This is a genomic window from Halalkalibaculum roseum (assembly GCF_011059145.1).
In the GTDB taxonomy this organism is placed as follows: Bacteria; Bacteroidota; Rhodothermia; order Balneolales; family Balneolaceae; genus Halalkalibaculum; species Halalkalibaculum roseum.
Map to the genome: position 1 here is coordinate 747,369 of NZ_JAALLT010000002.1, position 22,278 is coordinate 769,646.

Here is a 22,278-nt window from a genome sequence, read left to right on the forward strand (position 1 = left end):
ATATTATGAATAATCTATTAGATAACTTTTTCAACAGAAGTACTTCCTCTCACAATCATAGATCTCGTTTCAGTTGGATTCATCATTCATTGCTCATACTGCTGCTTGCAGGTATGACGGCATGCGGTGGTGGAAGCTCAACAGGCCCTGAGCCGGACCCTGATCCCGATCCCACACCTAATCCGGACAGGCCTGTTAGCTTTTCTGAAGATATTCAGCCCATCTTTAGCGGAAATTGTACTACCAGCGGTTGCCATGATTCAAATACCCAAGAAAGCGGCGTTAATCTTACTTCCTACGATGCTGCACTGAACAGTATAGGTGTTCAATACGGTACGGAAATAATTGATCCCGGTAGTTCGAGTAACAGCCCGATTGTTGATAAAATATCAAATGAGAATCCTCAGTTTGGTCAGAGAATGCCACTAAACCGTCAGCCTCTGAGCGATGCGGAGATTGACTCAGTTGTTGCATGGATTAATAATGGAGCACCAAATAATTAAATTCATCAAAATAGAGTTACTGACGATGAAACGATTACTGCTGACCATACTGACATTCTGTTTTTTAACAAGCGATATCGCTCTCTCACAAGCGTTCAAAACAGAATCAGGAAATGCTGAATTTAAATCTTCGGTTCCGCTGCATTCCTTTGCGGGGACCTCTGATAACCTAGTGGGCAGGATATCGTTACAGGATTCAACAGTAGATTTTTACCTGGATCTGGCAACCCTCGACACCGGTAACGGCAAAAGAGACAAAGATATGAGAAAAACGCTTGAGACCGACAAGTATCCATTTGCCGAATTTTATGGAAAAGTTATCTCAGGCTTCGATCCCGATTCTTCGAACAAGCAGGATGTAACCGTTCAAGGTTCATTTACTATACACGATGTCTCAAGGGAGGTTACTATCAACGGTACCCTTCAGATGAGACCGGAAGGATTACTCGTTGAAGCCGACTGGGTACTCAATATGACAAATTATAATATCAAGCCCCCCGGCATACTGTTTTATCGTGTAGAAGAGAATATTGATATACAGATTGAAGCGCTGCTAAAACCTCAAAATAGTTAACACATATTATGCGCATAAATAAACTTTTGCTGTTACTGATATCGCTTTTGCTATACCAAAACCAAGCCTATGCACAAATGGAGAGAGAAAGGGTAAATCCCGGCGGAGCGATATCTGAAACATTTTGGGCTCCCAACCTGATCGGGCTTGAGACTACTGAGCAAATCTCTGCAAAGAATCTCAATGTCACTATCATGCACAGTTTTGGCATAGTAAGTAATAGAACTCTTCAAAATTTCTTTGGTCTCGACATTGGTCCGAATGTTAGATTGGGTTTAGATTACGGTATCACCGACAATTGGTCCATTGGAATAGGACGAATGACCGATAGGAAAGTCGTAGATTTGAGATCCAAATTAAATTTATTTCGGCAGACTAAAGACAACTCGGTTCCATTTAGCATGTCCATTAAAGGAGATCTTGGAATCACTACGCAAGAGAACAATCGTCCTATAAAAGACGATATGAATTATTTGCTTTCCCTGCCTATCGCAAATAAAGTGAGTGACGCCCTAAGTATTCAAATTGCACCCATGATTGCACATTTCAACCATGTTAGCGGCATTTCACAAACTGAAAACACTTTATATGCTTTAGGGCTGGGTAGTGAATTTCGTATTTCCCGGCGTTATGCACTTACGGCAGAATACTATCCGGTTTTAGGAAATCGCAATCCGGATACCATAAATGCTTTTGCATTGGGTCTAAACATCGAAACCGGCGGACATGTATTTCAGTTATTTTTTGCATCTTCAAGCTGGCATACGGAACAGTACATCATCTCCTACAATGATGAGAATTTCTGGGCAGGTGATTTCCGTTTTGGATTCAACGTAAACAGAATTTTTGGTCTTTAAATAAGTAATTCCTGCCACTAATCGATTAGAGAGCGTACTTCCTGGGCAACACTTCGATTGTATTCAAAAGCCAGGTTCTTATAATTGATCAAATCTACAATAGTACCGATAAGGCATAGACCACCGGTAAGCAGATAGAGTACACCCATTCCAATATGGCCGATGATGAGTCGATGAACTCCAGCTACTCCAAGAAACCCGGCAAGTGCAGAGAACAGTATGATTTGTGGATCTTTTCTCCGAGCACGATATACTTTTGAAAATTTTTCGGCGGTTTCCTCATCCATTGATTTTAGTAGTTGAGAAATATATGCTGCCTCGTCTCCTTCCAATTCGGGTAAATAATCGAGTAGTTTAGCCATTGTGTAGTGATTTTTTATTTCTTTTGAAAAACTTATTGTTTAAGAGGTAAATTATACGTGAGGAAATAATTATTAATGCAAAGGGCCCCATTATATTAGCCTCTAATGAGTTCATATATTCACCTCTAGCCAGAAAAGCGATGGAATGTCCTAATCCTTCCCCCGGGCAAAAGGTAATACCGATTTTTTCAAATAAACACCAAGACGATTCATAATCGGTATATGGATTCATCAGGGCCATCAGTAATAGACCGACAGACAAGGCTCCCCATTCAAAGTGTCTGTTAAATAGTTTTTTCATGCTCTTGGCATAGATCACGTTTTGAAAATTGTACGAAGGCAGGTGTATTAAGTTACGTTGCTCGCCACATTCATTTTTTGGTCATAGAGGCGTACCGTAAAGGTGGTTCCCTCTCCTTCCACGGAATCCACAGTCACATCACCACCGTGCAGATTGGTAAATTTCCTGACCAGTTCCAAACCCATACCCGAACCCTTCTCGCCGGAAGTACCGTATCGAATTTTCTTTTCTCCGGAGTCCCAAAGGTCTTCAAGCTGTTCCTTCGGTATACCCATCCCCGAATCTTCCACGGTCAGGTCTATTGCACCGTTGCTGTCTTCAACTTCTCGCAATCTCACACATATGGTACCGCCTTTAAGCGTAAACTTAAGAGCATTGGATAAAAGATTGCTCAATATTTGCTCAAGCTTATGCTTATCAACCGTCTTTTTGGACATCTCCTGCAGTTCTTTTTCAATCGTAATTCCTTTATTAACTGCAGTAGGCCGATGTAAGTCGATTATGTCTAAAATAGTGGTTTTTAGATCCAGTTCTTGCAAAATCAATTCAGAGATACTGGCTTTCTCCTCTTTGTTCAATAGACCATTAACCAGGTTCAAAAGTTTTTGCCCGCTCCCTTTGATAATGCCCAATATATCGGACTGCTCCGCAACATCAATATTCTCAATGTTGTCTTCAAGAAAACCTGCCAGCCCCATGATACCTGTTACGGGATTCCTGAAATCGTGACCTACAATTCGCATCAGCTCATCTTTTTCGGCATTGAGTTTTTCAAGAGATTCTTCCCTCTGCTTGAGCTGTTCCACTTTATTGCTGAGTTCAGCCTGTAATTTTTTCAATTTCACATGCAAATCAATGCGGGCAAGAACCTCCTCTCTTTGAAAGGGTTTGGTGATGTAGTCTACGCCTCCCACATTAAATCCCTGCACTTTTGAATCTGTCTCTGACAAGGCACTTAAAAAGATAACCGGAATATCTTTATACTGTTCATGATCCTTCAGGTATTCACAGACTTCGAAACCGTTCATTTCAGGCATCATCACGTCTAACAAAATGATATCAGGCTTACGTTTTTCAATTAATGATAGTGCATCTCCGCCCGAAAATGCAGCCATCACCTCATACCCCTCCTTTTTTACGACATGTGCAAGCAAACGTACATTAGGTTCTGTATCATCAACGATGAGTACAGAAGCTTCCTTTGAGTTTTCTGACATCAAATGCTGTTCTTTTTAAGAATGAATTCAACCATACATATGTTTAATGCTCTTGAAATACAAAAATATAAATTGCATTAGCAAGCAACATCAGTAAAACCGTCCAAATTTTCTACTTTTAATTACTAAGATTACCATGCAGATTCAATATAAACTTTTTACAGCCTTTTTGTTTTTATTCGTTCTTATTTCCATCCCTGCCGTAGCCCAGCAACGGGATACCTTAAAGGCTGAGTTGGACCCCATCAGGATTGAAGCAATTTATTCCACCATTAGTCCGGCTAATGCTCCACTGTCGCTCTCTGTTTATAATAGAAGTGTTTTTAAAAGAAACAGTGAGGCTTCACTGACAATGAACAAAATAACTGAGCAGTTACCCGGAATATGGGTGAATGACAGGGAGAACTACTCCCTCGGTGAACGCATCACTATCAGAGGGGTGGGATGGCGTACCTCTTTTGGTGTTCGTGGTATACAGGTGATTATGGATGGTATCCCTCTTACTGTTGCAGACGGACAGACTATGCTAAACCCTGTTGATCCTTCTTTTGTAAACAAGCTCGAATTGATCAGAGGTCCTGCTTCTACCTTTTGGGGTAACAGTAGCGGCGGAGTACTTCATATCTCAACCTTCCAATCACAACAAGAATCGCCCACACTGAGCCTGCGCAGTACAGCCGGATCTTACAACCTGTTTAAGCAAGATGTTCAGTATAGTGGCTCATTTGGCAGCCATTCTGTGTCAGCTTACAGTTCCTATTTAAGCCAGAATGGCTTTCGCGATCACAGTTCGGTAAAACTCAGCCGGTCAGGTTTAAAGGGATCGGTAGATTTGAATAATAAAAGCAGATTAGAGTATGTAGGGGCTTTTGTCGCCATGCCGGAAGCAAAGAATCCAAGCAGTCTAACCAAGGAGGATGCACTTAATAGTCCAAAAATGGCCAACCCCTCTTCCATCACCAATGATGCCGGAAAACAGGTTTACCAGGGTCAACTGGGCTTAAATTATTACAGGGACTCTTCACTGGGATTTATAACTCTTACGGGATATGGTATATACCGGGATCTCACTAATCCTTTACCCTTTGCAGTGATTGACCTCAACCGCTGGGCCGGTGGTCTAAGAGGAACACTTGAAAAAAGCTTTGACAACCTCAATATAAATTTCGGCTTTGACAGTAAGATACAGTCCGATGACCGTAGTGAATTTGAAAACAACACAGGAATCAGAGGCAACATTACGCTTGAACAACTCGAGCAGGTCACTAATCAGGCCCTGTTTGTCACTTCTGATGTTGAATTAGGAAATTGGAAACTGCTGGCCGGTTTACGATACGACTGGCTTACCTTCAGTGTTGATTCTGCTTCTGTTTCCCAAACCAACAGCCGGACTTTTAACGCTTTGAGTCCCAGTATCGGCGTAACCTACCGCTCCAACACGAACAAATGGTTCGCCAATTTTAGTACTTCCTTCGAAGCCCCAACTACCACTGAATTGGTAAACAGCCCTGAGGGTGGATCCGGTTTTAACCCAAATCTAGAACCTGAGCGCACTTTAGGTGTTGAAATTGGAACTAAGGGGCGGACAGCAGACAATATTCTGGGCTATGAGTTGACACTCTATCGCATGTGGATCACTGACATCCTGTTTCCATATCAATTACAGGCCAATGGGCCTACATTTTATCGTAATCAGGGGAATACAATACATAACGGTATCGAGACGCGTATAACACTTAATCCCATTGATGCGCTGCAATTTAATGCCACTTATAATTATATCCACGCTACATTTCAAGGGGAAGATACAGACAGCGGCTCTTCAATTGAGGACAATGATGTACCAGGAATTCCTGATCATCGTCTGAATGCCAGTATTTCTTATCAATATAAAAGTATTTTAGGTGAACTTACTTATAGCTATGTAAGCCAATATTTTGCAGATAATTTAAATACAGCTGAAAATAATGCTTACAATACTTTGGATGCTAAAATAAGCCTGGCACGTCCCCTGGGAGACCGTTTTTATCGCCTGCAACCCTTTCTAAATGTGAACAATATATTCAATGAGCGCTATAACGGCTCTATTGTGCCAAATGCCTTCGGTAATCGTTATTTTGAACCTGCTGCAGGTAGAAATTTCCAGTTTGGCCTCTCGATATCATTCTATTAATGCTAGACTTAAGAAATCATATTAATTAAACTTAATATCAGCATTTTTGTAACAATTTCAGCCTAACTTGTTCTTGTAAATAAACAACAGAGGATTGAATTAACGGTTAGCAAGAACATTATGGTGAAGCATATCTTTTTTATACTTCTGATGATTGCAGGGGGATATTACTTCTGGAACACCAGGCCGGTGGTACACGGACCCGGAGAAGTAACCCCCAATGAGCCACTTCAGGAACAGGCATATGGAGTAAAGAAAATTGATTTTAAAGATTTAAAGCTAAGTCCATTCGCTAAGATAGATCTAGAAGCAAGAGTACTGTCGAAGAAAAAATATTATGAGGATCGTGAAGCCACATTTGCACCGTATGATATAGTACTCGGTTGGGGACCAATGTCTGATGAAAGAAATCTTGAACAGATACTCATAAAACAGTCAGACCGCTATTATTACTGGGAGATGATTCAGCCCTCCATTGGCATTCAAGAAATACGTACGCATACAGCTAATATCAGATTCATCACCCCAGATAAAGAAATCTCCGACCGACTGGCTAATTTACGCATCGGACAGGTTATACAGGTTAAAGGGTATCTCGTGGATGTTAAGTCAACTCAGGGATGGACTATTAAAAGCTCTTCCAAACGTACCGATTCCGGAAAAGAAGGGACTGAAATAATCTGGATAAATGATTTTAATATCATGTAATACCTATCGGATTTAAATGAAAAGAGTTGCGGTTTATCCGTAACTCTTTTTTTTATGTCATAATTTTTAGTTATTTCGAAGCCTGTAACCACTAATAAAATTATCCAATAGATGAGTTGGTTTAAGGATGTTATTGTTGATGTTGCTGTAACCATGTTTATTATTGCTGCAGTTCTGCTCTCTGATCCCTGGATGAAATATGTGGTTTGGGCCTATACCGGAATCATGCTGCTTACAAAAACTATTGTCTTGAGTAGTGACAACTTCATGCAAATAGTCAACAAGTCGAAAAATAAGGCACCGGATTGGTTTGCTCATCTACTCTATGCCATAAATACACTGGTGCTGCTATATTTCACCTGGTGGTATGCTTCGGCAGGCTGGGCTTTGATTTGGATATTTTCATACCTTACACAAAGAAAATTGGAAGCAAGAAGAGGTAACAAATAACTTCTTCTGTCTATTTGGGACTTTTATTCTCTGATGCAGCTTATCTAAGCTTTTTATAAATGATCAAAGCAAATACATAACAAAATTGGAATGTATTTACGCAATTCTGCATTCATCTATTCTTAACAATCGGGATAATGAAATTATTAAACTATGTACCATAAAAAATTAAGCCTCTTACTGCTACCATTATTTATTTTAGCCTCCTGTACTCAACAACCTCCCTTTCCTGCTGATGCAGTGACATTTTCAGAAAACAATGGCGGTCTTACCTTGCCTGATGGATTTCGTGCATCGGTTGTTGCCGACAGCATCGGTTATGCAAGACATTTAACCGTAGATGATGACGGCGATATCTATGTGGTTTTACGCGAACCCCAAAACGGAAAGGGTATTGCAGCGCTCAGGGATCAGGACAATGATGGAAATGCAGAGCAGATCGAGTATTTCAGTGAATTTACCGACACCGGAATCAGGCTGCACAACGGATATCTATATGTAAGTACCGATTCTTCTGTGCACCGGTATCAAATGACGGGTGATGATCTCATTCCATCGGCCGAGCCTCAAACCGTGATTTCAGGTTTCCCAGACCAAAGTTCACACGCTGCCAAGTCATTTACTTTTGATGAATCAGGCAATATCTATGTTAATGTCGGTGCCCCATCCAATGCCTGTCAGCAAGAGAGCAGAACCAAAGGGTCTCCGGGTATGGAGCCTTGCCCACACCTTGAAAGACAGGCGGGCATCTGGAAATTTAGTGCTGATAGCTTGAATCAGACACAAAATGAAGACGGTCAGAGATACGCTACCGGGATTCGCAATGCCGTAGCACTGGATTGGAATGAAACCACAGATCATCTATATGTTGTGCAACATGGCCGGGATCAATTGAACACTTTGTGGCCTGATTATTATACTGCCGAAGATAATGCCGCATTGCCTGCCGAAGAATTTTTTCTCGTAAACGAGGGAGACAATTTTGGATGGCCTTATGCCTATTATGACTGGCAAAAAGACCAAAAAATGGTGATGCCTGAATATGGCGGTGACGGAGAAACTCCTGTTGAAGAGGGCGAATATGAAGACCCGATCATGGCTTTCCCCGGTCACTGGGCACCTAATGACCTGTTATTTTATACCCATAATCATTTCCCTGAACGCTACGTGAACGGTGCTTTCATAGCCTTTCACGGATCATGGAACCGGGCACCTGAGCCTCAGCAAGGGTATAAGGTAGTATTCGTACCTTTCAGCGGCGAGACACCCTCGGGTGATTATGAAGAATTTGCTACAGGTTTCCCGGGTTCTGAATCTCCACAGCCCGGTTCTGCGGAACACCGCCCGATGGGACTAGCACAAGGACCTGACGGAACACTTTATATTACCGATTCTCAGAAAGGAAAAGTTTGGAGAGTCGTATATACAGGTTCAGAAACCGGCACCGGAGAGTAACAAATTCCCATATTATAAAGCCCTAAACAGACTCGAACGCTGTTTAGGGCTTTTTTTATTGTTCTCCCTCCCATTTATCAACACCGGAAGATGCTTTGCTTTGTGTACATCCATTTAACTTTTAAAAAACTATGCACTTTTCGTACTATTTGTGGAAACTTCACATAAAATTCGACGAATGGCATCAGGTTCCAAAAAAGTTATTTATGCAGCGCTAATTGGTAACGGACTAATCGCAATTACTAAATTTGCTGCCTCTGTTATTACCGGCAGTTCGGCAATGCTCTCGGAAGGCATTCACTCAAGTGTTGATACGGGGAATCAATTGCTCTTACTTCTTGGATTGAAACGCGCCAAGAAACCGGCTGATGAACGTTTCCCATATGGTCATGGAAAGGAAGTCTATTTTTGGAGTTTTATAGTAGCCATAATGATTTTCGGAGTTGGAGCAGGCATATCCATATATGAAGGCATTCATAGTGTAATGGACCCGCATCCAATACAGAATCCGATGACCAATTATGTTGTATTGGGCCTGGCTATGATCTTTGAGGCCTTTGCCTGGTATTTTGCCTGGAAAGAATTTCAAAAAGCAAAAGGTGAGCGAAGCTATTACGAAGCGGTCCGAAAAGAGAAGGATCCCACAACCTTTGTTGTACTTTTTGAGGATACCGCAGCGATGCTCGGATTGATTGTAGCATTTCTGGGAATCTGGATTGGACAAATCACCGGAAACCTGCTGATGGATGGTATCGCCTCTATAGTAATCGGAATTATACTGGCTGTGACTGCAGCGTGGTTGGCCTATGAGACAAAAAGCCTGCTAATCGGTGAGAGTGCCAGTAAGGAGATTGTGAATGGTATTTCAGAAATGGCGGAATCCACGGACTCCATTCGTTCAGTTAATGAGACCTTAACCATGCATGTCGGTCCTAATTATGTGCTCTTAAACCTGAGCGTAGATTTCCAAAACAATCTGGATGCCGAACATATCGAAAAAGCAATATCTAACTTAACAAAAATGATCAAGGAGAAATATCCTAGTATAAAACGAGTATTCATTGAAGCAGAGAAATCAAAATCTGCATCCGAATGACAAAAAGATTAATCACCTTTCTACTATTGGTGACCCTTCCGGTGATTTCTGCAATTGCTCAGGACACTACTATTAGGGATTTAGGGGTTGAGATTGGAGTACTAAATACCGGTCCGTTGAATTCAATTACCGATGTTTATGGTGTAAAAGTCGGCCATTATACCCTAATTCAAGGAAGTGATGTACGCACCGGAGCTACTGCTATACTTGCCCATGACGGGAATATATTTCAACAAAAAGTACCAGCTGCGATTTATATCGGTAATGGCTTTGGAAAATTAGCGGGTTACAGCCAGGTAGAAGAGCTGGGGAACATCGAAACTCCTATCATATTGACCAATACACTGAGTGTACCTACAGCTGCTGACGCCCTTATTGATTATACATTGTCACAGGAAGGGAACGAGGATGTTCGATCGGTTAATCCCGTTGTGGGTGAAACCAATGACGGGTATCTCAATGATATTCGTGGACAGCATATCACAAAAAAACACGTAATCTCTGCTATTAAAGCAGCAGATTCCAACAAAGTACAACAGGGAAATGTAGGAGCGGGAACAGGTACCCGTGCATTTGGCTTCAAGGGAGGTATCGGCTCTTCTTCCCGGGTTCTACCCGAAAAGCTGGGCGGGTATACTGTAGGCGCCCTTGTGCAGACCAATTTTGGCGGAGTACTGGAAATAGCCGGTGTGCCTGTAGGGAAAGAACTCAACAAATATTATTTGAGCGACAGTCTTAACGGGTCTCCTGATGGATCCTGTATGATGGTACTAGCAACTGATGCTCCCTTAGATGCCAGGAACCTAAAGCGACTTGCCAAGCGAGCTGTAATGGGATTGGCAAAAACGGGCGGAATTGCATCCAATGGCAGCGGGGATTACGTAATAGCTTTTTCCACATCCGAGTCAGTTAGAATTCCATATAGCGCAGAACAACCTATAACAACAGTAGAACTGTTACGAAACGAACGGATGTCTCCCCTCTTCATGGCAGCCATCGAAGCCACAGAGGAGGCAATCATAAATTCTTTATTTGCAGCCGAAACCATGGAAGGGCGAGACGGTCATGTATTACAATCCATTCCGAAGGATAAAATCATTAAATTGCTTAAAGATTACGGAAGAATAACAGAGTAAAACTACCAACAGTATAATAATTGACAGTTAAACCACTATTATTCATAACGATTTTTCTGGTACCCTCCTTAGGTTTCTCCCAATCTAAATCTGAGGTTATTAATTCAGCTAAAACAACCACCAGGGTTTCATGGATTGGTTTTGATGAAGTTCAAGCACATGAATTCAGTTTATGGGGAGGATATGCCTTTGATTCCTACCGCTTTTGGGGAAAAACGCCGGATGCGACCATTGGTCAGTTGGGTATCGGATATAACAGGAAATTTTTACGAATTGGAAATCAGATACTGAAATACAGGTTTACACTTAATTTGTTCTCAAAAATTACCTACCCCGAATTTGAACCCGGGAGAAATCGTACATCCCTTTCGGGATTTGGAATTACCCCGTTGGGATTAAGGAGCAACTTTTTCGCCGGAAATAAACTACAGCCTTTTTTAGATGCAAGTGGCGGTATGATTGTATTCAATGATCCATTCCCGGACATAAGAGGAAAAAAGTTTAACTACACACTAGGAATTGGTGGAGGGTTGGAATATCTGCTCAACGCAAGGTCATCTCTTTCATTCGGGTATAAGTATTTCCACATCTCTAATGGAGAACGCGGGCAGGTAAATCCGGGTATCGATAGCAGTTTTTTCTTTCTTGCGCTTACCATTTTTTAACTAAAATATTTGTGTCACCATTGTGAAATTGAATGCAGCATCTAATATCAGTGCCATTTTCAAGAGCAGATGGAAACTCAGTTTGTTCTTCATAAGACATTTACCGATGGCCTTTCTATCCGGTTTAAAGATCAAAGCATTTAGTGAATATAAAGCAGTAGTTACTTTACCCTTTACATACCTCACCAAGAACCCATTTCGTTCTATATACTTTGCTTGCCAGGCGATGGCCGCAGAGTTTTCATCTGCAATAATTTGTCTTCAAACCATAGAAAATTATGAAACAGATTTATCATTGCTGGTAACAGGTCTTGAGGCAACATTCACCAAAAAAGCTACCCAAAAGATCTCTTTCACTTGTGAAAAGCCTCAAGAACAGGATGAACTCCTGGAGCAGTGTATATCTAGTGAACAAGCTCAAGAAATTACCTATACCAGCATAGGAAGAAATGAAAGCGGTGAAAAAGTTGCCGAATTTCTGATAACCTGGTCTTTCAAACCTCGTACATGACCTATTCAGATCATATTAATGTGACAACAGTACGAAAACCAATCCGGTGCCGGGCACTTTACGTATAGTATATCTGTTAGTACAGCAAAACAGATAAAGACAAACAACTTATGATGATGAATACTATCAAGTATATTCTTCCTTTGATCATCCTTGGATTTGCTACGGCATGCAATACCGGTGATGAACAGCATCTCCACACGATTGATAAGGCAACACTTCATACCCAAGATATCCATTTTAAAACTGTACAGGACACCATGAGTGAATATGAAGTACAAAAAAGTCCGGAAGAGTGGAAAAAGGAACTGACTTCTAAAGAGTATCGTATTTTACGCGAAAAAGGAACTGAAATCCCCTTTATCAACGAATATTGGGATAACAAAAAAGAAGGTTACTACTACTGTGCTGCTTGCGGCCAAAAACTGTATAGCTCAGCCACTAAGTATCGATCCGGTACGGGCTGGCCATCCTTCTGGAAACCGGTAGCCGATAGCGTAGTGGATGAAAAGGTAGATAACAGTTTCTGGATGACACGAACCGAAATAGTATGCTCGCGATGCGGCTCTCATATCGGTCACGTGTTTGAAGATGGTCCCGAACCAACCGGTTTACGCTACTGTATGAACTCTGCTGCCCTTGATTTTGAAGAAGCTGATGTAGACGGTGACGGACAAATTGCCGAAAAAGAAAATTAGTCTACTGTTTATTCTTTGGCTTTATCCGGCAAACTCACTGCAGGGTTCACTGGTTTGAGTATTTGATTCATGCCCAAAATAAAGTAGCTTAATGCTAAAATTTTTTAAGCTAAAACAGGGATAGAAATCAAATACTATGGCTAATAAAGCAAAGATACTGGCTACTGCTGAGTTTAATCCGGACATGAAGCGGTATCTTCTGATCAATGGGATTTTAGTTTTGGTCGCCACTATTGTGGGTATCGTTCTCATTCCCATCTGGGCAATCCTTGCTCCCATCTTCATTCAAAAGTATTTTGACAGACTCCATTGCGAGTTAACCACTCGTTCTCTGCGCTTTGAAAAGGGTTTTATCTTTCATGTGGAGCGCACTATACCATTAGACAAGATTCAGGACCTTACCTTTAAAGAAGGTCCTTTGTTGAAAGCTTTTGGACTCAATGTTCTAAAAATAGAAACAGCCGGTAACACCGGTCAGGGTATGAGTGATCTGACCTTGATTGGAATCATCGACGCAGCAAATTTCCGAAACATGGTGTTGAATCAAAGAGATAATGTTACCGAGAATAGAGGTACGGCTACCACAGACCAACCGGACACCCTGGAAGTGTTAAAAGAGATACGTGACTCGCTAAAGAATATTGAGGCAAAGATATAAGGTTGTCTCCTTCTTAGATAAGTTAACCGCTCTAAACAAACACCCGGGCTTATTTAGTCACGATACAAACCGGCGAGATCCCATTTTTGGATTACCTCCAGAATAAGGTCTCCTACCCTGTTATTGACCCTCTCGTAATATTCTTGAGACTGATCCCTATCAAAGGTAGGATATCCCTGCCCTTCTTCGTACAAACCGATGGATGAAGGAAAAGGATAAGCAGACCATGAAGTACCGGAAGGATATGCTGTTGCCATATTCGGGTCATACCACTCGGGATGGATATGCTCAGGTACAACAGCTTGCACATAAGCAGTTTCGTTGTTACCGGCGTGCCCTCCATTTTCATCAAATACTGCAAATGTATCATCAGAAGCCAGGCTCCACCAGTTAATAACCAGAATACGAACCCTCTCCTTTTCTGAAAGCCGACCGGCCAAATCTTGCAGAATAGCTGTTTGAGGACCGCCGTGTCCATTCAGAATAATAATATTGATAAATTTATTTTTCACCAGTCCACTAATAATATCCGTCACAAACATTCGATAAGCTTCCTCAGAAATTTCAAAAGCCCCCGGAAAAGCCTTCATCCCACCGGTAACCCCATAATTCAAAGTCGGGGTAATCATAGCATCAAGACCGGCAGCCAGCTCCCGAGCCATAGCCTGCGGCGCCAGGTTATCAGATCCATTGGGAATCACGCCGTGAGGTTCAAGCGTGCCAACCGGCAGCAATACCGTCTCAATTTGTGAAGGTACATATGCTTGAAACTCTTTCCAGTTTATAAGGTTCATATCCCGGGTGGTAGGTTCCTCACCGGATTGAGCATTGGCAAAGAACGTACAGCTCAACAAAATGATGAAGGTATACCATAATGACTGTTTCATAGCCTTTGATTAAATGATTAGAGATGTGAATTTATATTTGTAAAAAATCCAGCGTCTTATCCTTTTGTTTTGTCTGCAAGCTTCCGGTTATAAAAAATAAACAGTCCCATAGCTATTCCCCACTGTACCAACACCGTTGCTACCGAATAGAGACTCAGAGGATTATACCAGGTATCGGGTGCATAGGCTGATGCACTTAAATACATCCACCAGATCAATAGTGAAATTACCTCGACCGGGACGACGTATTTGATAATAATATCCCACCATTTTCCAAGCGTATAGGTGCGCTCTTCATTATTTACGATTTCAGATCTGAATTTTTCCGGGCCGTATTTTATAATCGCAAATGACATGAATGCCCCGGAAACCAAAAGTCCGACGCCCCATACAAAATCCTGGTTGGCCAAAATATCTGTTGAAATAGCTGAAGGCATCCCAAATGCAAAACCGGCTAAGCATACCCCGACAGCTGCTTTTTTCCGGGAAACTCCCATATCAACAAAGACCCGGCTGGCCAGCTCTATCATGGAGATCAGTGAACTGAATGCCGCGAAGGTAAGCCCCAGGAAAAAGAGAATGGCAAAAAATTGTCCTCCCGGCATCTCATTAAAGAGCTGCGGCATCCACATAAATGTCAGCCCGGTAGAAGCCGGACCCGAAGTCTTCATTATCTCCAAGACTTCGGCATTGGTCATTGTTGCGCCCAAGGTTCCGAAAACGGTCGAAAAAATTGTGGCTGCAGCTAACAAAGATACAATGTTATTACCGATACCGGTCTGAAAAGCACTAATGGTAATATCATCCTTAGTACGCATATATGCGGCATAAGTAAGAATGAGTCCCCATGCAGCTCCCGTATCCCAGGCATTTTGTGTGAGGGCTTCCAGCCAGACACTCGGTTGAGTGAGCGTTGACCAGTCGGGTGTAAATAAATACTCAATTCCCTGCATGCTTCCCGGCAACATGACAGCTCTGACAAGGGAAATAACCACTACCAGCAGCAGGGATGGGATCAAAATCTTATTGATTCGTTCAATAGATGAAATACCTTTGACAACTATAATGCCGCCCAAGCCCATCATGAGTGCATGAAAAACCGACGGCAATGCCGAACCCTGGAAACTGTACCAAATCGTTTCTGCATGCTGCATGTTTTCGGGAAGAGCCGATGTCAAGGATTCAATCAGGTAGTATAAACACCAACCGGCCACCACACTGTAGTAGAACATGATGGCAGTTGCCACAAAACCGATAAAACTTCCCATCCAGGCAAACTTTTCCCCAACCAATTTGATGAAAGAACCGATGACTCCTTTGCGACCGTTGCGTCCGATTCCGTATTCTGCAATAATCAAAGGAATGGAAAACAGGAACAGACAGCTGATCCATGCTATAAGAAATGCCCCGGCTCCTTCCTCGCCTCCATTTTGGGCTGCGATGCGCGGAAATCGCCAAATATTACCCGTCCCAACAGCTATTCCCAAAACACTTAAAATCATTCCCAGTCGGGAGTTAAAGAAATTATCGCCGCCGGATTTATTTTGATCCATCACTAAAGTTCACGAATTACGATTAGCAGACTTGACTCACCTGTTCAGGCAAAACAGAAGATAATAGAATCATATCAAAGAGCAAGATTGCCGTTCATTTTATGCAGCTAAAGCTTTCCTTAAAATAACTTTTAACAACTGCTCGTTAGCATCCCTTGTAATTACTTAATCAAGAAATATTTAGCATCTCCTTATTTTGATTCCATAGAACCTATGGCTATTATTGCGTGCTAAATTATAAATATGAAATACGTAAGAATTAAAAAGGCCTCGGATGTTTTCGGATCATAAATCTACCAATCGTACTTTAGCCTTAGTTACCTTTTTTGCCACCCTAGTTCTTTATTCGATAACCATGGCTCCGACGGCCAGCTTCTGGGATTCTGGAGAGTTTATAGCAGTAGCTCACGGCCTGCAGGTTAATCACCCTCCCGGAGCTCCGTTTTATTCCCTGCTTGGAAGACTCTTCTCCATGTTTATGCCGGCTTCTTATGTAGCCTTGAGTATCAATTTCATCAGTGCCCTGGCATCCGCTCTTACGGTAATGCTTCTATACCTTATTATCGTAAGACTGGTTAAGGAGTTTCGGGGAGCAGCCGATGAGATGTCCTCTATTGACAAAATAGGTATGTACGGAGGAGCCCTTATAGGTGCTTTCGCCTTCTCCGTGACCGATACGTTCTGGTTCAATGCCTCTGAAGCAGAGGTATATGCCCCGTCCATGTTTTTTACCGCCATTGTAGTTTGGCTGGCTTTGAAATGGTCTGAGTATCACGACGAACCCTATAACGAGCGCTGGCTGGTATTGATAGCGTATATGTTCGGCCTTGCTCTGGGTGTACACCTGCTTAATCTTCTTGCTCTTTTCTTTGTTGCTCTTATCATCTACTTCAAGAAAAGAGATTTTACCCTGCTTTCTTTTGCGGTGACCGGTGCCATAGCTTCTGCATCCTTCCTGGTGATCTATCCTTTCACGGTGCAGATGCTTCCCGGAATCATGGAAAATATAAATCGTGCTTCCTACGGCTTGATCGGTCCTGTTACTTTTATAGTTTTGGTTATACTGAGTATAGCCGGGGGGATCTATTACACCCACAAGAAGAACATGCGGGTTGCCAACATAGTGATGCTGAGCTATGCTATGATAATGATAGGATACTCCTCCTATTCCCTGATTTTCATTCGTTCTATCGCTGATCCTCCCATTGACGAAAATGATCCGGAAACGACTCAGGCTTTTATCAGTTACCTTGAACGTGAGCAGTATGGACAAACCCCACTGTTAACAGGCAATACCTATGACAATTCCATGGGTGGCATCGATCAGCAGGAAGAAGTGTTCTTTCCGCGTCGATATTCCGGAAGCGGCGCTCACCTTCAGCAATACAGCAATTACAGCAGCGACTGGGACTTCTTTATCGACTACCAGGTCAACCACATGTATATCCGGTATTTCAACTGGAATTTCATAGGCAGGGATTCGGATATACAGGATACCGGTTGGCAGGCAGGATTTACGGAAAGTGAGCATGAAAATAATCCGGCACATAACAGCTATTTTTACCTGCCGTTCCTATTGGGACTCTTCGGCCTGATATTTCATTTTCAGCGTGACTGGAAAAGAGCGCTATCGGTACTGGCCCTGTTCATCATGACCGGCTTTGCCATTATCGTTTTCCTCAATCAGACCCCCCTTCAGCCTCGCGAGCGTGACTACGCCTATGTCGGATCGTTCTTTGCTTTTGCGATCTGGATCGGTATGGGTGGAGTAGGTATGATTGAACTTGTGAAGGAACACTTGAAATCCAATAAAACGGCTGCCTATGCCATTCTGGGAGTACTATTTGTCAGTATACCGGTTCTTATGGGCTTTCAAAATTTTGACGATCACGATCGCAGCAATCGTTATGTAGCTCCGGACTATGCCTATAACCTGCTAAATTCAGTTGCACCCAATGCCCTGATATTTACGAATGGTGACAACGATACCTTCCCTTTATGGTATTTGCAGGAAGTAGAAGGTGTGCGTACAGATGTCAGAATAGTTTGTCTTAGCCTTCTCAATACCGACTGGTATATCAAGCAGCTGCGTGATCAGTGGTCTCATGAATCAGCTCCCCTCCCCATCTCCTTAACTGATGAGGAGATTGAAGAGATGACGGCAAGCTTGTCACTGCACCAGCCGACAACCATAAATATTCCCGTTAATAAAGACCTGTTAAAAAGTGCATTCTCCGGTGACAATACCTATAAAGAGACTATCGGGGTTAAGCCTGATACCTCACTGGAACTCTTTCGTGAAGGTGTTGACTTCGGTATGCCGGTTGACTCATTGGATAATGAGGTGAGCTGGTACTATGAAGGAAGATCAGCAGGTGCAGACGGTCAAGGAAACCAGCGATATTACACACAGGTACAAGACGAAGTTATTCTGGATATTTTAAAAACCAATAATTGGTTGCGTCCGGTTTACTTTGCCAACACTGTTTCCACGACCAGTCAACTGAATCTTCAGCCTTATTTCCGATTTGAGGGTAAGGCATTCCGAGTAGTACCCCAAAGACATGAAGCAGGTTCATTCGGCTGGATTGAACCAGAGATTCATGCCGAACGTCTTCGCAATTTCCGTTTCCGGGAGTGGAATAACCCGGACGTCTATTTCGATGAAAACATCCGCAGAATGCTTGGTAACTACCGTTACAGTATCACAGAATTATCGGATAAATATATGGCTATCGGCAAACCCGACAGTGCTCAGAAATGGCTGCGATGGGGAGAAGAAAAAATCCCATTCAATTTTGTGGATGGAAACTCTTTCATGAACTCCATGATACTCTATGCTTACAGCTATGCCCGGGCCGATGACAGCACCAATGCCTTGCGACTCTCGGATACCGGCAGGGACAAGTTACTTGAAGAGCTTCGGGAACAGATAGATGAGTATGATGTTATTCAGGGCAGAATTGTTGAGCTTAATGAGGAAATCAAACAGGCCCGAATGAATGCAGATATGGGTAGACAGCAAAGTCTCAGGAATCGCGTTCAGCAGGTGATTTCACAGCGTGATAATGTGGCTCGTGACATCAACTTTGCAATCAGCCACCTGACCATTTTACAGCGTATATACTACATGTTTGATGAGGATGAGAAAGCTGCCAACCTGGTTGAGCAAGTAGATCAAATAACCGGATCGCGTATTGGCTTACCTGCTTCTGAAGAGGAAAACAGAAAGCAGTTTGAACAATTTGGACTTAATTAAGTTATCAGTACCGATAGCGGCATTCCCTATTTCTAATTCTTAGTTAGGTGTGGTATATTTGACGGTACAATAACAAATAACGGCTGCAAATATTTGTAAGCATGGTACATCAGTTTACTAAAGAAAATATCGATGCAATTGCCGAAGTACTGAATACGAAGGCAAAACCACTGGGCGATGATGTTTTTCGACTTGAGGTAATCAATGAGGAAGACAATCGAAAACTGGCACTGGAAATACACCTAGGTCTTGACGCTAACGGTGAAGCCATGAATATGGTCTCTGTGTACGCCCAAAATACCTTTCTGCAATTACATAACTGTACTGCATTCATCGCCAGCGACATGCTAAAGCAGGTTACCTTTTTTGGACGATCAGGGGAAAGGACTTCCGGTTTAATAGTTGAGACGGGAGCAGGCTGCAGCCTCTATTCTAATGTCAGCGAAACTATTCTAAACAGTGACTTTACCCAGTTACCGGAAGATCTCATGATGTGTGCCATTGCACTTTCGCTTACAGAATCGGTTGATTTAGATGACTTCTCCTTTGATGAGGATGCCTAGTCCTTGTGATGGGAAAAAATGAACCTGATATTCAGCTCTTTAACGAATCAAACGAATCAATACCTTTAGATCTTTCAACGGTTCGCCATTGTGCTGGAGAAGTAGCCAAACACGAGAACTGTTATTTTGCCCTACTCGAAGTCGTGTTTGTAGATGAATCAACTATCATAGGAATCAATAAAGAGTATCTCGAAAGGGATTATGTAACCGATATCATCACCTTTCGCTATGATGAAGATACATTTAATGATAATATCGAAGGTACACTATATTGTTGCGCACAAAGGATTTATGAGCAGTCATCTGAATTTAATGAAGATCCCGAAACAGAGTTCAAGCGCATTCTGATTCACGGATTACTGCATCTTTGCGGTTATGATGATCAGTCAGCCGAATCAAAAGAAAAAATGAGCGTTAAAGAGAATTTTTACCTGGAAAAGGTCTGACTTTGCCTTACCCCTCCTAGAAAGGTTCTGTCGCAATTCTTTTGAGTTATTTAGATTGCGCTAGTAATCAATCCAACCTAATTGCAATTCTTTCGTAAGAGAACTGTATTTTCGAATAGATTATTCTACATTAGGCATATGAACGAGGAATCCTTGCAAAAAGAAGAACAGACCAATTCTGCCCTGGAGGTTGCAAAAGAGAAAACCAGGGATCATGCCAAGGCCTTATGGCAGATCATCAGCAAACACAGCAACTCTAATCGTTTTTCTGAAGAAACCAAGGTAAAACCGGCTTCCCCGGAGACTTTTACATTTAAGAGCAGGGGCTTTCTTAGCGTACTCTCCATCATCCCCTATTTTCTAGCACTGCTCTTCATTACATCTTTTTTCTGGGATTTTAACGGAATGTACTGGGAGGCTTATGGTTATACACTATCCTTCGAAGGGTTGCTTAAAATTCTAAGTGTTAGCGGACTGATTGGCTTTCTGACCAACTGGCTGGCTATAACCATGTTATTTAAGCCGGCGCAAAAAAGACCGCTCCTGGGACATGGATTAATACCGGCGCAAAAAGATCGCATAGCCTTTCGCATGGCGCAGGCAGTTTCTGAGGATCTTATAAATCCTGAAATCATCAAGCAGAAAATCAATGAGTCAGGTATCATTGGGCAGTACCGGGAACAAGGAACCAGATACATTAAGGGAATTATCGATGATCCTGAGTTTCGGTACGATTTAAAACGTTGGGTAGTTCAGTATGTGGATGAAATGATAGCAGACCCTGAGATTCGGGGTGCCCTTGCGGAAAAAATTATCCTGGAAATTGAAGAATCCATCGAAGAGAAATCCTTTGAAAAGGTGGCGCTGAAAGCCTATTCCTATATTAAGGGACAGGAAATGCAGCATATCATTGAAGAGGCGCTGGCAAGGGTTCCTACATCTGTAGAAAGCGGACTGAATAAAATGGACAGCCTTCTGGATCAGCTGCCGGCCAAGCTGGATAAGCACAGTGAGGCTATTGAAAATATTGTCACCAACCTGCTGCACAAGCTCATTAATCAACTTGATGTCCACGCCCTCGTTGAAGATAACCTGAGAGGCTACGACGAGCAGCATATCTCCAATATCATCAAGAATGCCACCAATGAGCAGCTGCACTATATACAGTACCTGGGTGCGGTGTTGGGTATGATAGGCGGACTCGTCATCTGGGAGCCTATTCTAAGTTCAGTATTCCTAGGTATTATGACGATGATGGTTCTTGTTGTTGACACTTTATTGCTTCGTGTTCAACATTGATGGCTTCTCGGACGTCCCGTAGTGACGAATGAAATGTAGTTTTGATAAATTATTTGCGATGAAATCTACAATTGTCGGTGTTTCAAGGAAGGAATAGACCGGCGTACTTCTTCGAGATGTTTTGGATCACATCTACCATAAATTATCCCTGTATCTTCTCCGGCATCTGCCAAAACCGATCCCCAGGGATCTATAACCAGGGAATGACCGTAGGTTTTCCGGCTCTTCCCGTGGAGACCCGTCTGGGCAGGGGCAACAACATAACAGGTATTTTCTATGGCTCTAGATCTGAGGAGGGGGTGCCAGTGATCTTTGCCGGTTGTTCTTGTAAATGCGGAGGGTACCGCCAGTAACTCAGCCCCATTTTTTGAAAGCACCCTGTAGAGTTCGGGAAATCGTAGGTCATAGCAAACAGAAAGTCCGATGATTCCAAGGTCTTCAGATTTATAAGTAACGGGCTCATTTTCACCGGGCTGCACATAGTCCGATTCCCTGTAACTCTCCCCTCCCTCCAGGTCCACATCAAAGAGGTGAATTTTATCATAGCTCGCCAATGTTGATCCATCTGGTGAAATAAGCGTGCTCCTGTTGAATACTTTACCGGAAGCCGAGAGAACGGGGTAACTACCACCCAGAAGGTATATACCGAATTCACGGGCTGTATCTGCTAAGAACTTTTCCGCCTGTACTGAAATTTTTTCCGACTCCTCCAGCCTGGCGTCCAATTTTCCAAGGAAAGCAAAATTCTCCGGCAGAGCTACCAGTGTAGCCTCTTTACCGGCGGCTTCTTTAATGAAACCGTACGCTTGTTCCAGATTAAGGTCCAGGTCGGGCTGGCTGTTCATCTGTACCGCTGCGACTGTGTACTCTTTCATATTGAACTGTATTTGGTTGGAAACAGAATATG

At 42.6% G+C, this 22,278-nt stretch carries 23 protein-coding genes; 17 read left to right on the forward strand and 6 right to left on the reverse strand.

Annotation, left to right across the window (positions count from 1 at the left end; genetic code table 11):
* Positions 1–5: 5 nt before the first annotated feature.
* The 3 genes from G3570_RS07490 to G3570_RS07500 are packed head-to-tail and all read left to right on the forward strand — an operon-like array spanning position 6 to position 1,934.
* Positions 6–503 (forward strand): c-type cytochrome domain-containing protein, encoded by a 498-nt coding sequence (locus tag G3570_RS07490; RefSeq protein ID WP_165140832.1) that lies wholly within the window; start codon positions 6–8, stop codon positions 501–503.
* Positions 504–528: 25 nt separating this feature from the next.
* Positions 529–1,077: a YceI family protein gene (locus G3570_RS07495; RefSeq protein ID WP_165140834.1), complete on the forward strand. Its 549-nt coding sequence runs from the start codon at positions 529–531 to the stop codon at positions 1,075–1,077.
* 8 nt (positions 1,078–1,085) lie between these two features.
* Positions 1,086–1,934: a DUF5777 family beta-barrel protein gene (locus tag G3570_RS07500; RefSeq protein ID WP_165140836.1), complete on the forward strand. Its 849-nt coding sequence runs from the start codon at positions 1,086–1,088 to the stop codon at positions 1,932–1,934.
* A gap of 17 nt (positions 1,935–1,951) precedes the next feature.
* On the opposite strand, the gene G3570_RS07505 is transcribed toward G3570_RS07500, so the two are convergent.
* Genes G3570_RS07505 through G3570_RS07515 form a run of 3 tightly spaced genes read right to left on the reverse strand, consistent with a single transcriptional unit; the run spans position 1,952 to position 3,814 of the window.
* Positions 1,952–2,296, reverse strand: coding sequence for a TM2 domain-containing protein (locus G3570_RS07505; protein ID WP_165140837.1), 345 nt, complete (start codon positions 2,294–2,296; stop codon positions 1,952–1,954).
* The gene (locus G3570_RS07510; protein WP_165140839.1) at positions 2,289–2,597 is read right to left on the reverse strand and encodes a DUF2752 domain-containing protein; all 309 of its coding nucleotides are present in this window, start codon (positions 2,595–2,597) and stop codon (positions 2,289–2,291) included. Before G3570_RS07510 ends, G3570_RS07505 begins: the two co-directional genes overlap by 8 nt.
* Before the next feature lie 47 nt (positions 2,598–2,644).
* Positions 2,645–3,814: an ATP-binding response regulator gene (locus G3570_RS07515; protein ID WP_165140841.1), complete on the reverse strand. Its 1,170-nt coding sequence runs from the start codon at positions 3,812–3,814 to the stop codon at positions 2,645–2,647.
* 136 nt (positions 3,815–3,950) lie between these two features.
* On the opposite strand from G3570_RS07515, the gene G3570_RS07520 reads away from it, so the two are divergent.
* The 10 genes from G3570_RS07520 to G3570_RS07565 all read left to right on the forward strand — a co-directional run bounded on the left by G3570_RS07520 (position 3,951) and on the right by G3570_RS07565 (position 13,364).
* Positions 3,951–5,987: a TonB-dependent receptor family protein gene (locus G3570_RS07520; protein ID WP_165140843.1), complete on the forward strand. Its 2,037-nt coding sequence runs from the start codon at positions 3,951–3,953 to the stop codon at positions 5,985–5,987.
* Between the two features lie 120 nt (positions 5,988–6,107).
* On the forward strand, positions 6,108–6,695 hold the full coding sequence (locus G3570_RS07525; RefSeq protein ID WP_165140845.1) for a hypothetical protein: 588 nt from the start codon (positions 6,108–6,110) through the stop codon (positions 6,693–6,695).
* A 111-nt stretch (positions 6,696–6,806) separates the two neighbouring features.
* A complete protein-coding gene (locus tag G3570_RS07530; RefSeq protein WP_165140847.1) occupies positions 6,807–7,145 on the forward strand; it encodes a hypothetical protein in 339 nt (112 codons plus the stop codon).
* A gap of 153 nt (positions 7,146–7,298) precedes the next feature.
* Complete coding sequence (locus G3570_RS07535) at positions 7,299–8,600, forward strand: PQQ-dependent sugar dehydrogenase (protein ID WP_165140849.1); 1,302 nt, start codon at positions 7,299–7,301, stop codon at positions 8,598–8,600.
* Between the two features lie 178 nt (positions 8,601–8,778).
* Positions 8,779–9,696, forward strand: a complete 918-nt coding sequence (locus tag G3570_RS07540; RefSeq protein WP_165140851.1) for a cation diffusion facilitator family transporter — start codon at positions 8,779–8,781, stop codon at positions 9,694–9,696.
* Positions 9,693–10,832 (forward strand): DmpA family aminopeptidase, encoded by a 1,140-nt coding sequence (locus G3570_RS07545; protein WP_165140853.1) that lies wholly within the window; start codon positions 9,693–9,695, stop codon positions 10,830–10,832. The genes G3570_RS07540 and G3570_RS07545 overlap by 4 nt, the downstream gene beginning before the upstream one ends.
* Positions 10,833–10,852: 20 nt before the next feature.
* Positions 10,853–11,497: an acyloxyacyl hydrolase gene (locus tag G3570_RS07550; RefSeq protein WP_165140855.1), complete on the forward strand. Its 645-nt coding sequence runs from the start codon at positions 10,853–10,855 to the stop codon at positions 11,495–11,497.
* 22 nt (positions 11,498–11,519) lie between these two features.
* The gene (locus G3570_RS07555) at positions 11,520–12,008 is read left to right on the forward strand and encodes a DUF4442 domain-containing protein (protein ID WP_346267234.1); all 489 of its coding nucleotides are present in this window, start codon (positions 11,520–11,522) and stop codon (positions 12,006–12,008) included.
* Between the two features lie 110 nt (positions 12,009–12,118).
* Complete coding sequence (msrB, locus tag G3570_RS07560; RefSeq protein ID WP_249066786.1) at positions 12,119–12,706, forward strand: peptide-methionine (R)-S-oxide reductase MsrB; 588 nt, start codon at positions 12,119–12,121, stop codon at positions 12,704–12,706.
* A gap of 136 nt (positions 12,707–12,842) precedes the next feature.
* The gene (locus G3570_RS07565) at positions 12,843–13,364 is read left to right on the forward strand and encodes a PH domain-containing protein (protein WP_165140859.1); all 522 of its coding nucleotides are present in this window, start codon (positions 12,843–12,845) and stop codon (positions 13,362–13,364) included.
* 53 nt (positions 13,365–13,417) lie between these two features.
* On the opposite strand, the gene G3570_RS07570 is transcribed toward G3570_RS07565, so the two are convergent.
* A complete protein-coding gene (locus G3570_RS07570; RefSeq protein WP_165140861.1) occupies positions 13,418–14,251 on the reverse strand; it encodes a creatininase family protein in 834 nt (277 codons plus the stop codon).
* Between the two features lie 56 nt (positions 14,252–14,307).
* A complete protein-coding gene (locus G3570_RS07575) occupies positions 14,308–15,804 on the reverse strand; it encodes a sodium-dependent transporter (protein WP_165140863.1) in 1,497 nt (498 codons plus the stop codon).
* A 274-nt stretch (positions 15,805–16,078) separates the two neighbouring features.
* Between G3570_RS07575 and G3570_RS07580 the strand changes: the two genes are divergently transcribed.
* From G3570_RS07580 to G3570_RS07595, 4 genes are all read left to right on the forward strand, one after another.
* Entirely contained in the window at positions 16,079–19,063 is a 2,985-nt protein-coding gene (locus tag G3570_RS07580) for a glycosyltransferase family 117 protein (protein ID WP_165140865.1), read from the forward strand.
* Positions 19,064–19,164: 101 nt separating this feature from the next.
* Positions 19,165–19,626, forward strand: a complete 462-nt coding sequence (locus G3570_RS07585; protein ID WP_165140867.1) for a hypothetical protein — start codon at positions 19,165–19,167, stop codon at positions 19,624–19,626.
* An 8-nt stretch (positions 19,627–19,634) separates the two neighbouring features.
* On the forward strand, positions 19,635–20,072 hold the full coding sequence (gene ybeY, locus G3570_RS07590; protein WP_165140869.1) for an rRNA maturation RNase YbeY: 438 nt from the start codon (positions 19,635–19,637) through the stop codon (positions 20,070–20,072).
* A 138-nt stretch (positions 20,073–20,210) separates the two neighbouring features.
* Positions 20,211–21,371, forward strand: a complete 1,161-nt coding sequence (locus G3570_RS07595) for a DUF445 domain-containing protein (protein ID WP_165140871.1) — start codon at positions 20,211–20,213, stop codon at positions 21,369–21,371.
* A gap of 65 nt (positions 21,372–21,436) precedes the next feature.
* Here G3570_RS07595 and G3570_RS07600 read toward each other — a convergent pair whose 3' ends face one another.
* Entirely contained in the window at positions 21,437–22,246 is an 810-nt protein-coding gene (locus G3570_RS07600) for a carbon-nitrogen hydrolase family protein (RefSeq protein WP_165140873.1), read from the reverse strand.
* Positions 22,247–22,278 lie beyond the last annotated feature (32 nt).

What these genes read in the sequence shown, in the direction of transcription:
- G3570_RS07490 (WP_165140832.1), top strand. Translation starts at nt 6, where the DNA reads ATGAATAATCTATTAGATAACTTTTTCAACAGAAGTACTTCCTCTCAC.
- G3570_RS07495 (WP_165140834.1), top strand. Translation starts at nt 529, where the DNA reads ATGAAACGATTACTGCTGACCATACTGACATTCTGTTTTTTAACAAGC.
- G3570_RS07500 (WP_165140836.1), top strand. Translation starts at nt 1,086, where the DNA reads ATGCGCATAAATAAACTTTTGCTGTTACTGATATCGCTTTTGCTATAC.
- G3570_RS07505 (WP_165140837.1), bottom strand. Translation starts at nt 2,296, where the DNA reads ATGGCTAAACTACTCGATTATTTACCCGAATTGGAAGGAGACGAGGCA.
- G3570_RS07510 (WP_165140839.1), bottom strand. Translation starts at nt 2,597, where the DNA reads ATGAAAAAACTATTTAACAGACACTTTGAATGGGGAGCCTTGTCTGTC.
- G3570_RS07515 (WP_165140841.1), bottom strand. Translation starts at nt 3,814, where the DNA reads ATGTCAGAAAACTCAAAGGAAGCTTCTGTACTCATCGTTGATGATACA.
- G3570_RS07520 (WP_165140843.1), top strand. Translation starts at nt 3,951, where the DNA reads ATGCAGATTCAATATAAACTTTTTACAGCCTTTTTGTTTTTATTCGTT.
- G3570_RS07525 (WP_165140845.1), top strand. Translation starts at nt 6,108, where the DNA reads ATGGTGAAGCATATCTTTTTTATACTTCTGATGATTGCAGGGGGATAT.
- G3570_RS07530 (WP_165140847.1), top strand. Translation starts at nt 6,807, where the DNA reads ATGAGTTGGTTTAAGGATGTTATTGTTGATGTTGCTGTAACCATGTTT.
- G3570_RS07535 (WP_165140849.1), top strand. Translation starts at nt 7,299, where the DNA reads ATGTACCATAAAAAATTAAGCCTCTTACTGCTACCATTATTTATTTTA.
- G3570_RS07540 (WP_165140851.1), top strand. Translation starts at nt 8,779, where the DNA reads ATGGCATCAGGTTCCAAAAAAGTTATTTATGCAGCGCTAATTGGTAAC.
- G3570_RS07545 (WP_165140853.1), top strand. Translation starts at nt 9,693, where the DNA reads ATGACAAAAAGATTAATCACCTTTCTACTATTGGTGACCCTTCCGGTG.
- msrB (WP_249066786.1), top strand. Translation starts at nt 12,119, where the DNA reads ATGATGATGAATACTATCAAGTATATTCTTCCTTTGATCATCCTTGGA.
- G3570_RS07565 (WP_165140859.1), top strand. Translation starts at nt 12,843, where the DNA reads ATGGCTAATAAAGCAAAGATACTGGCTACTGCTGAGTTTAATCCGGAC.
- G3570_RS07570 (WP_165140861.1), bottom strand. Translation starts at nt 14,251, where the DNA reads ATGAAACAGTCATTATGGTATACCTTCATCATTTTGTTGAGCTGTACG.
- G3570_RS07575 (WP_165140863.1), bottom strand. Translation starts at nt 15,804, where the DNA reads ATGGATCAAAATAAATCCGGCGGCGATAATTTCTTTAACTCCCGACTG.
- G3570_RS07580 (WP_165140865.1), top strand. Translation starts at nt 16,079, where the DNA reads ATGTTTTCGGATCATAAATCTACCAATCGTACTTTAGCCTTAGTTACC.
- G3570_RS07585 (WP_165140867.1), top strand. Translation starts at nt 19,165, where the DNA reads ATGGTACATCAGTTTACTAAAGAAAATATCGATGCAATTGCCGAAGTA.
- ybeY (WP_165140869.1), top strand. Translation starts at nt 19,635, where the DNA reads ATGGGAAAAAATGAACCTGATATTCAGCTCTTTAACGAATCAAACGAA.
- G3570_RS07595 (WP_165140871.1), top strand. Translation starts at nt 20,211, where the DNA reads ATGAACGAGGAATCCTTGCAAAAAGAAGAACAGACCAATTCTGCCCTG.
- G3570_RS07600 (WP_165140873.1), bottom strand. Translation starts at nt 22,246, where the DNA reads ATGAAAGAGTACACAGTCGCAGCGGTACAGATGAACAGCCAGCCCGAC.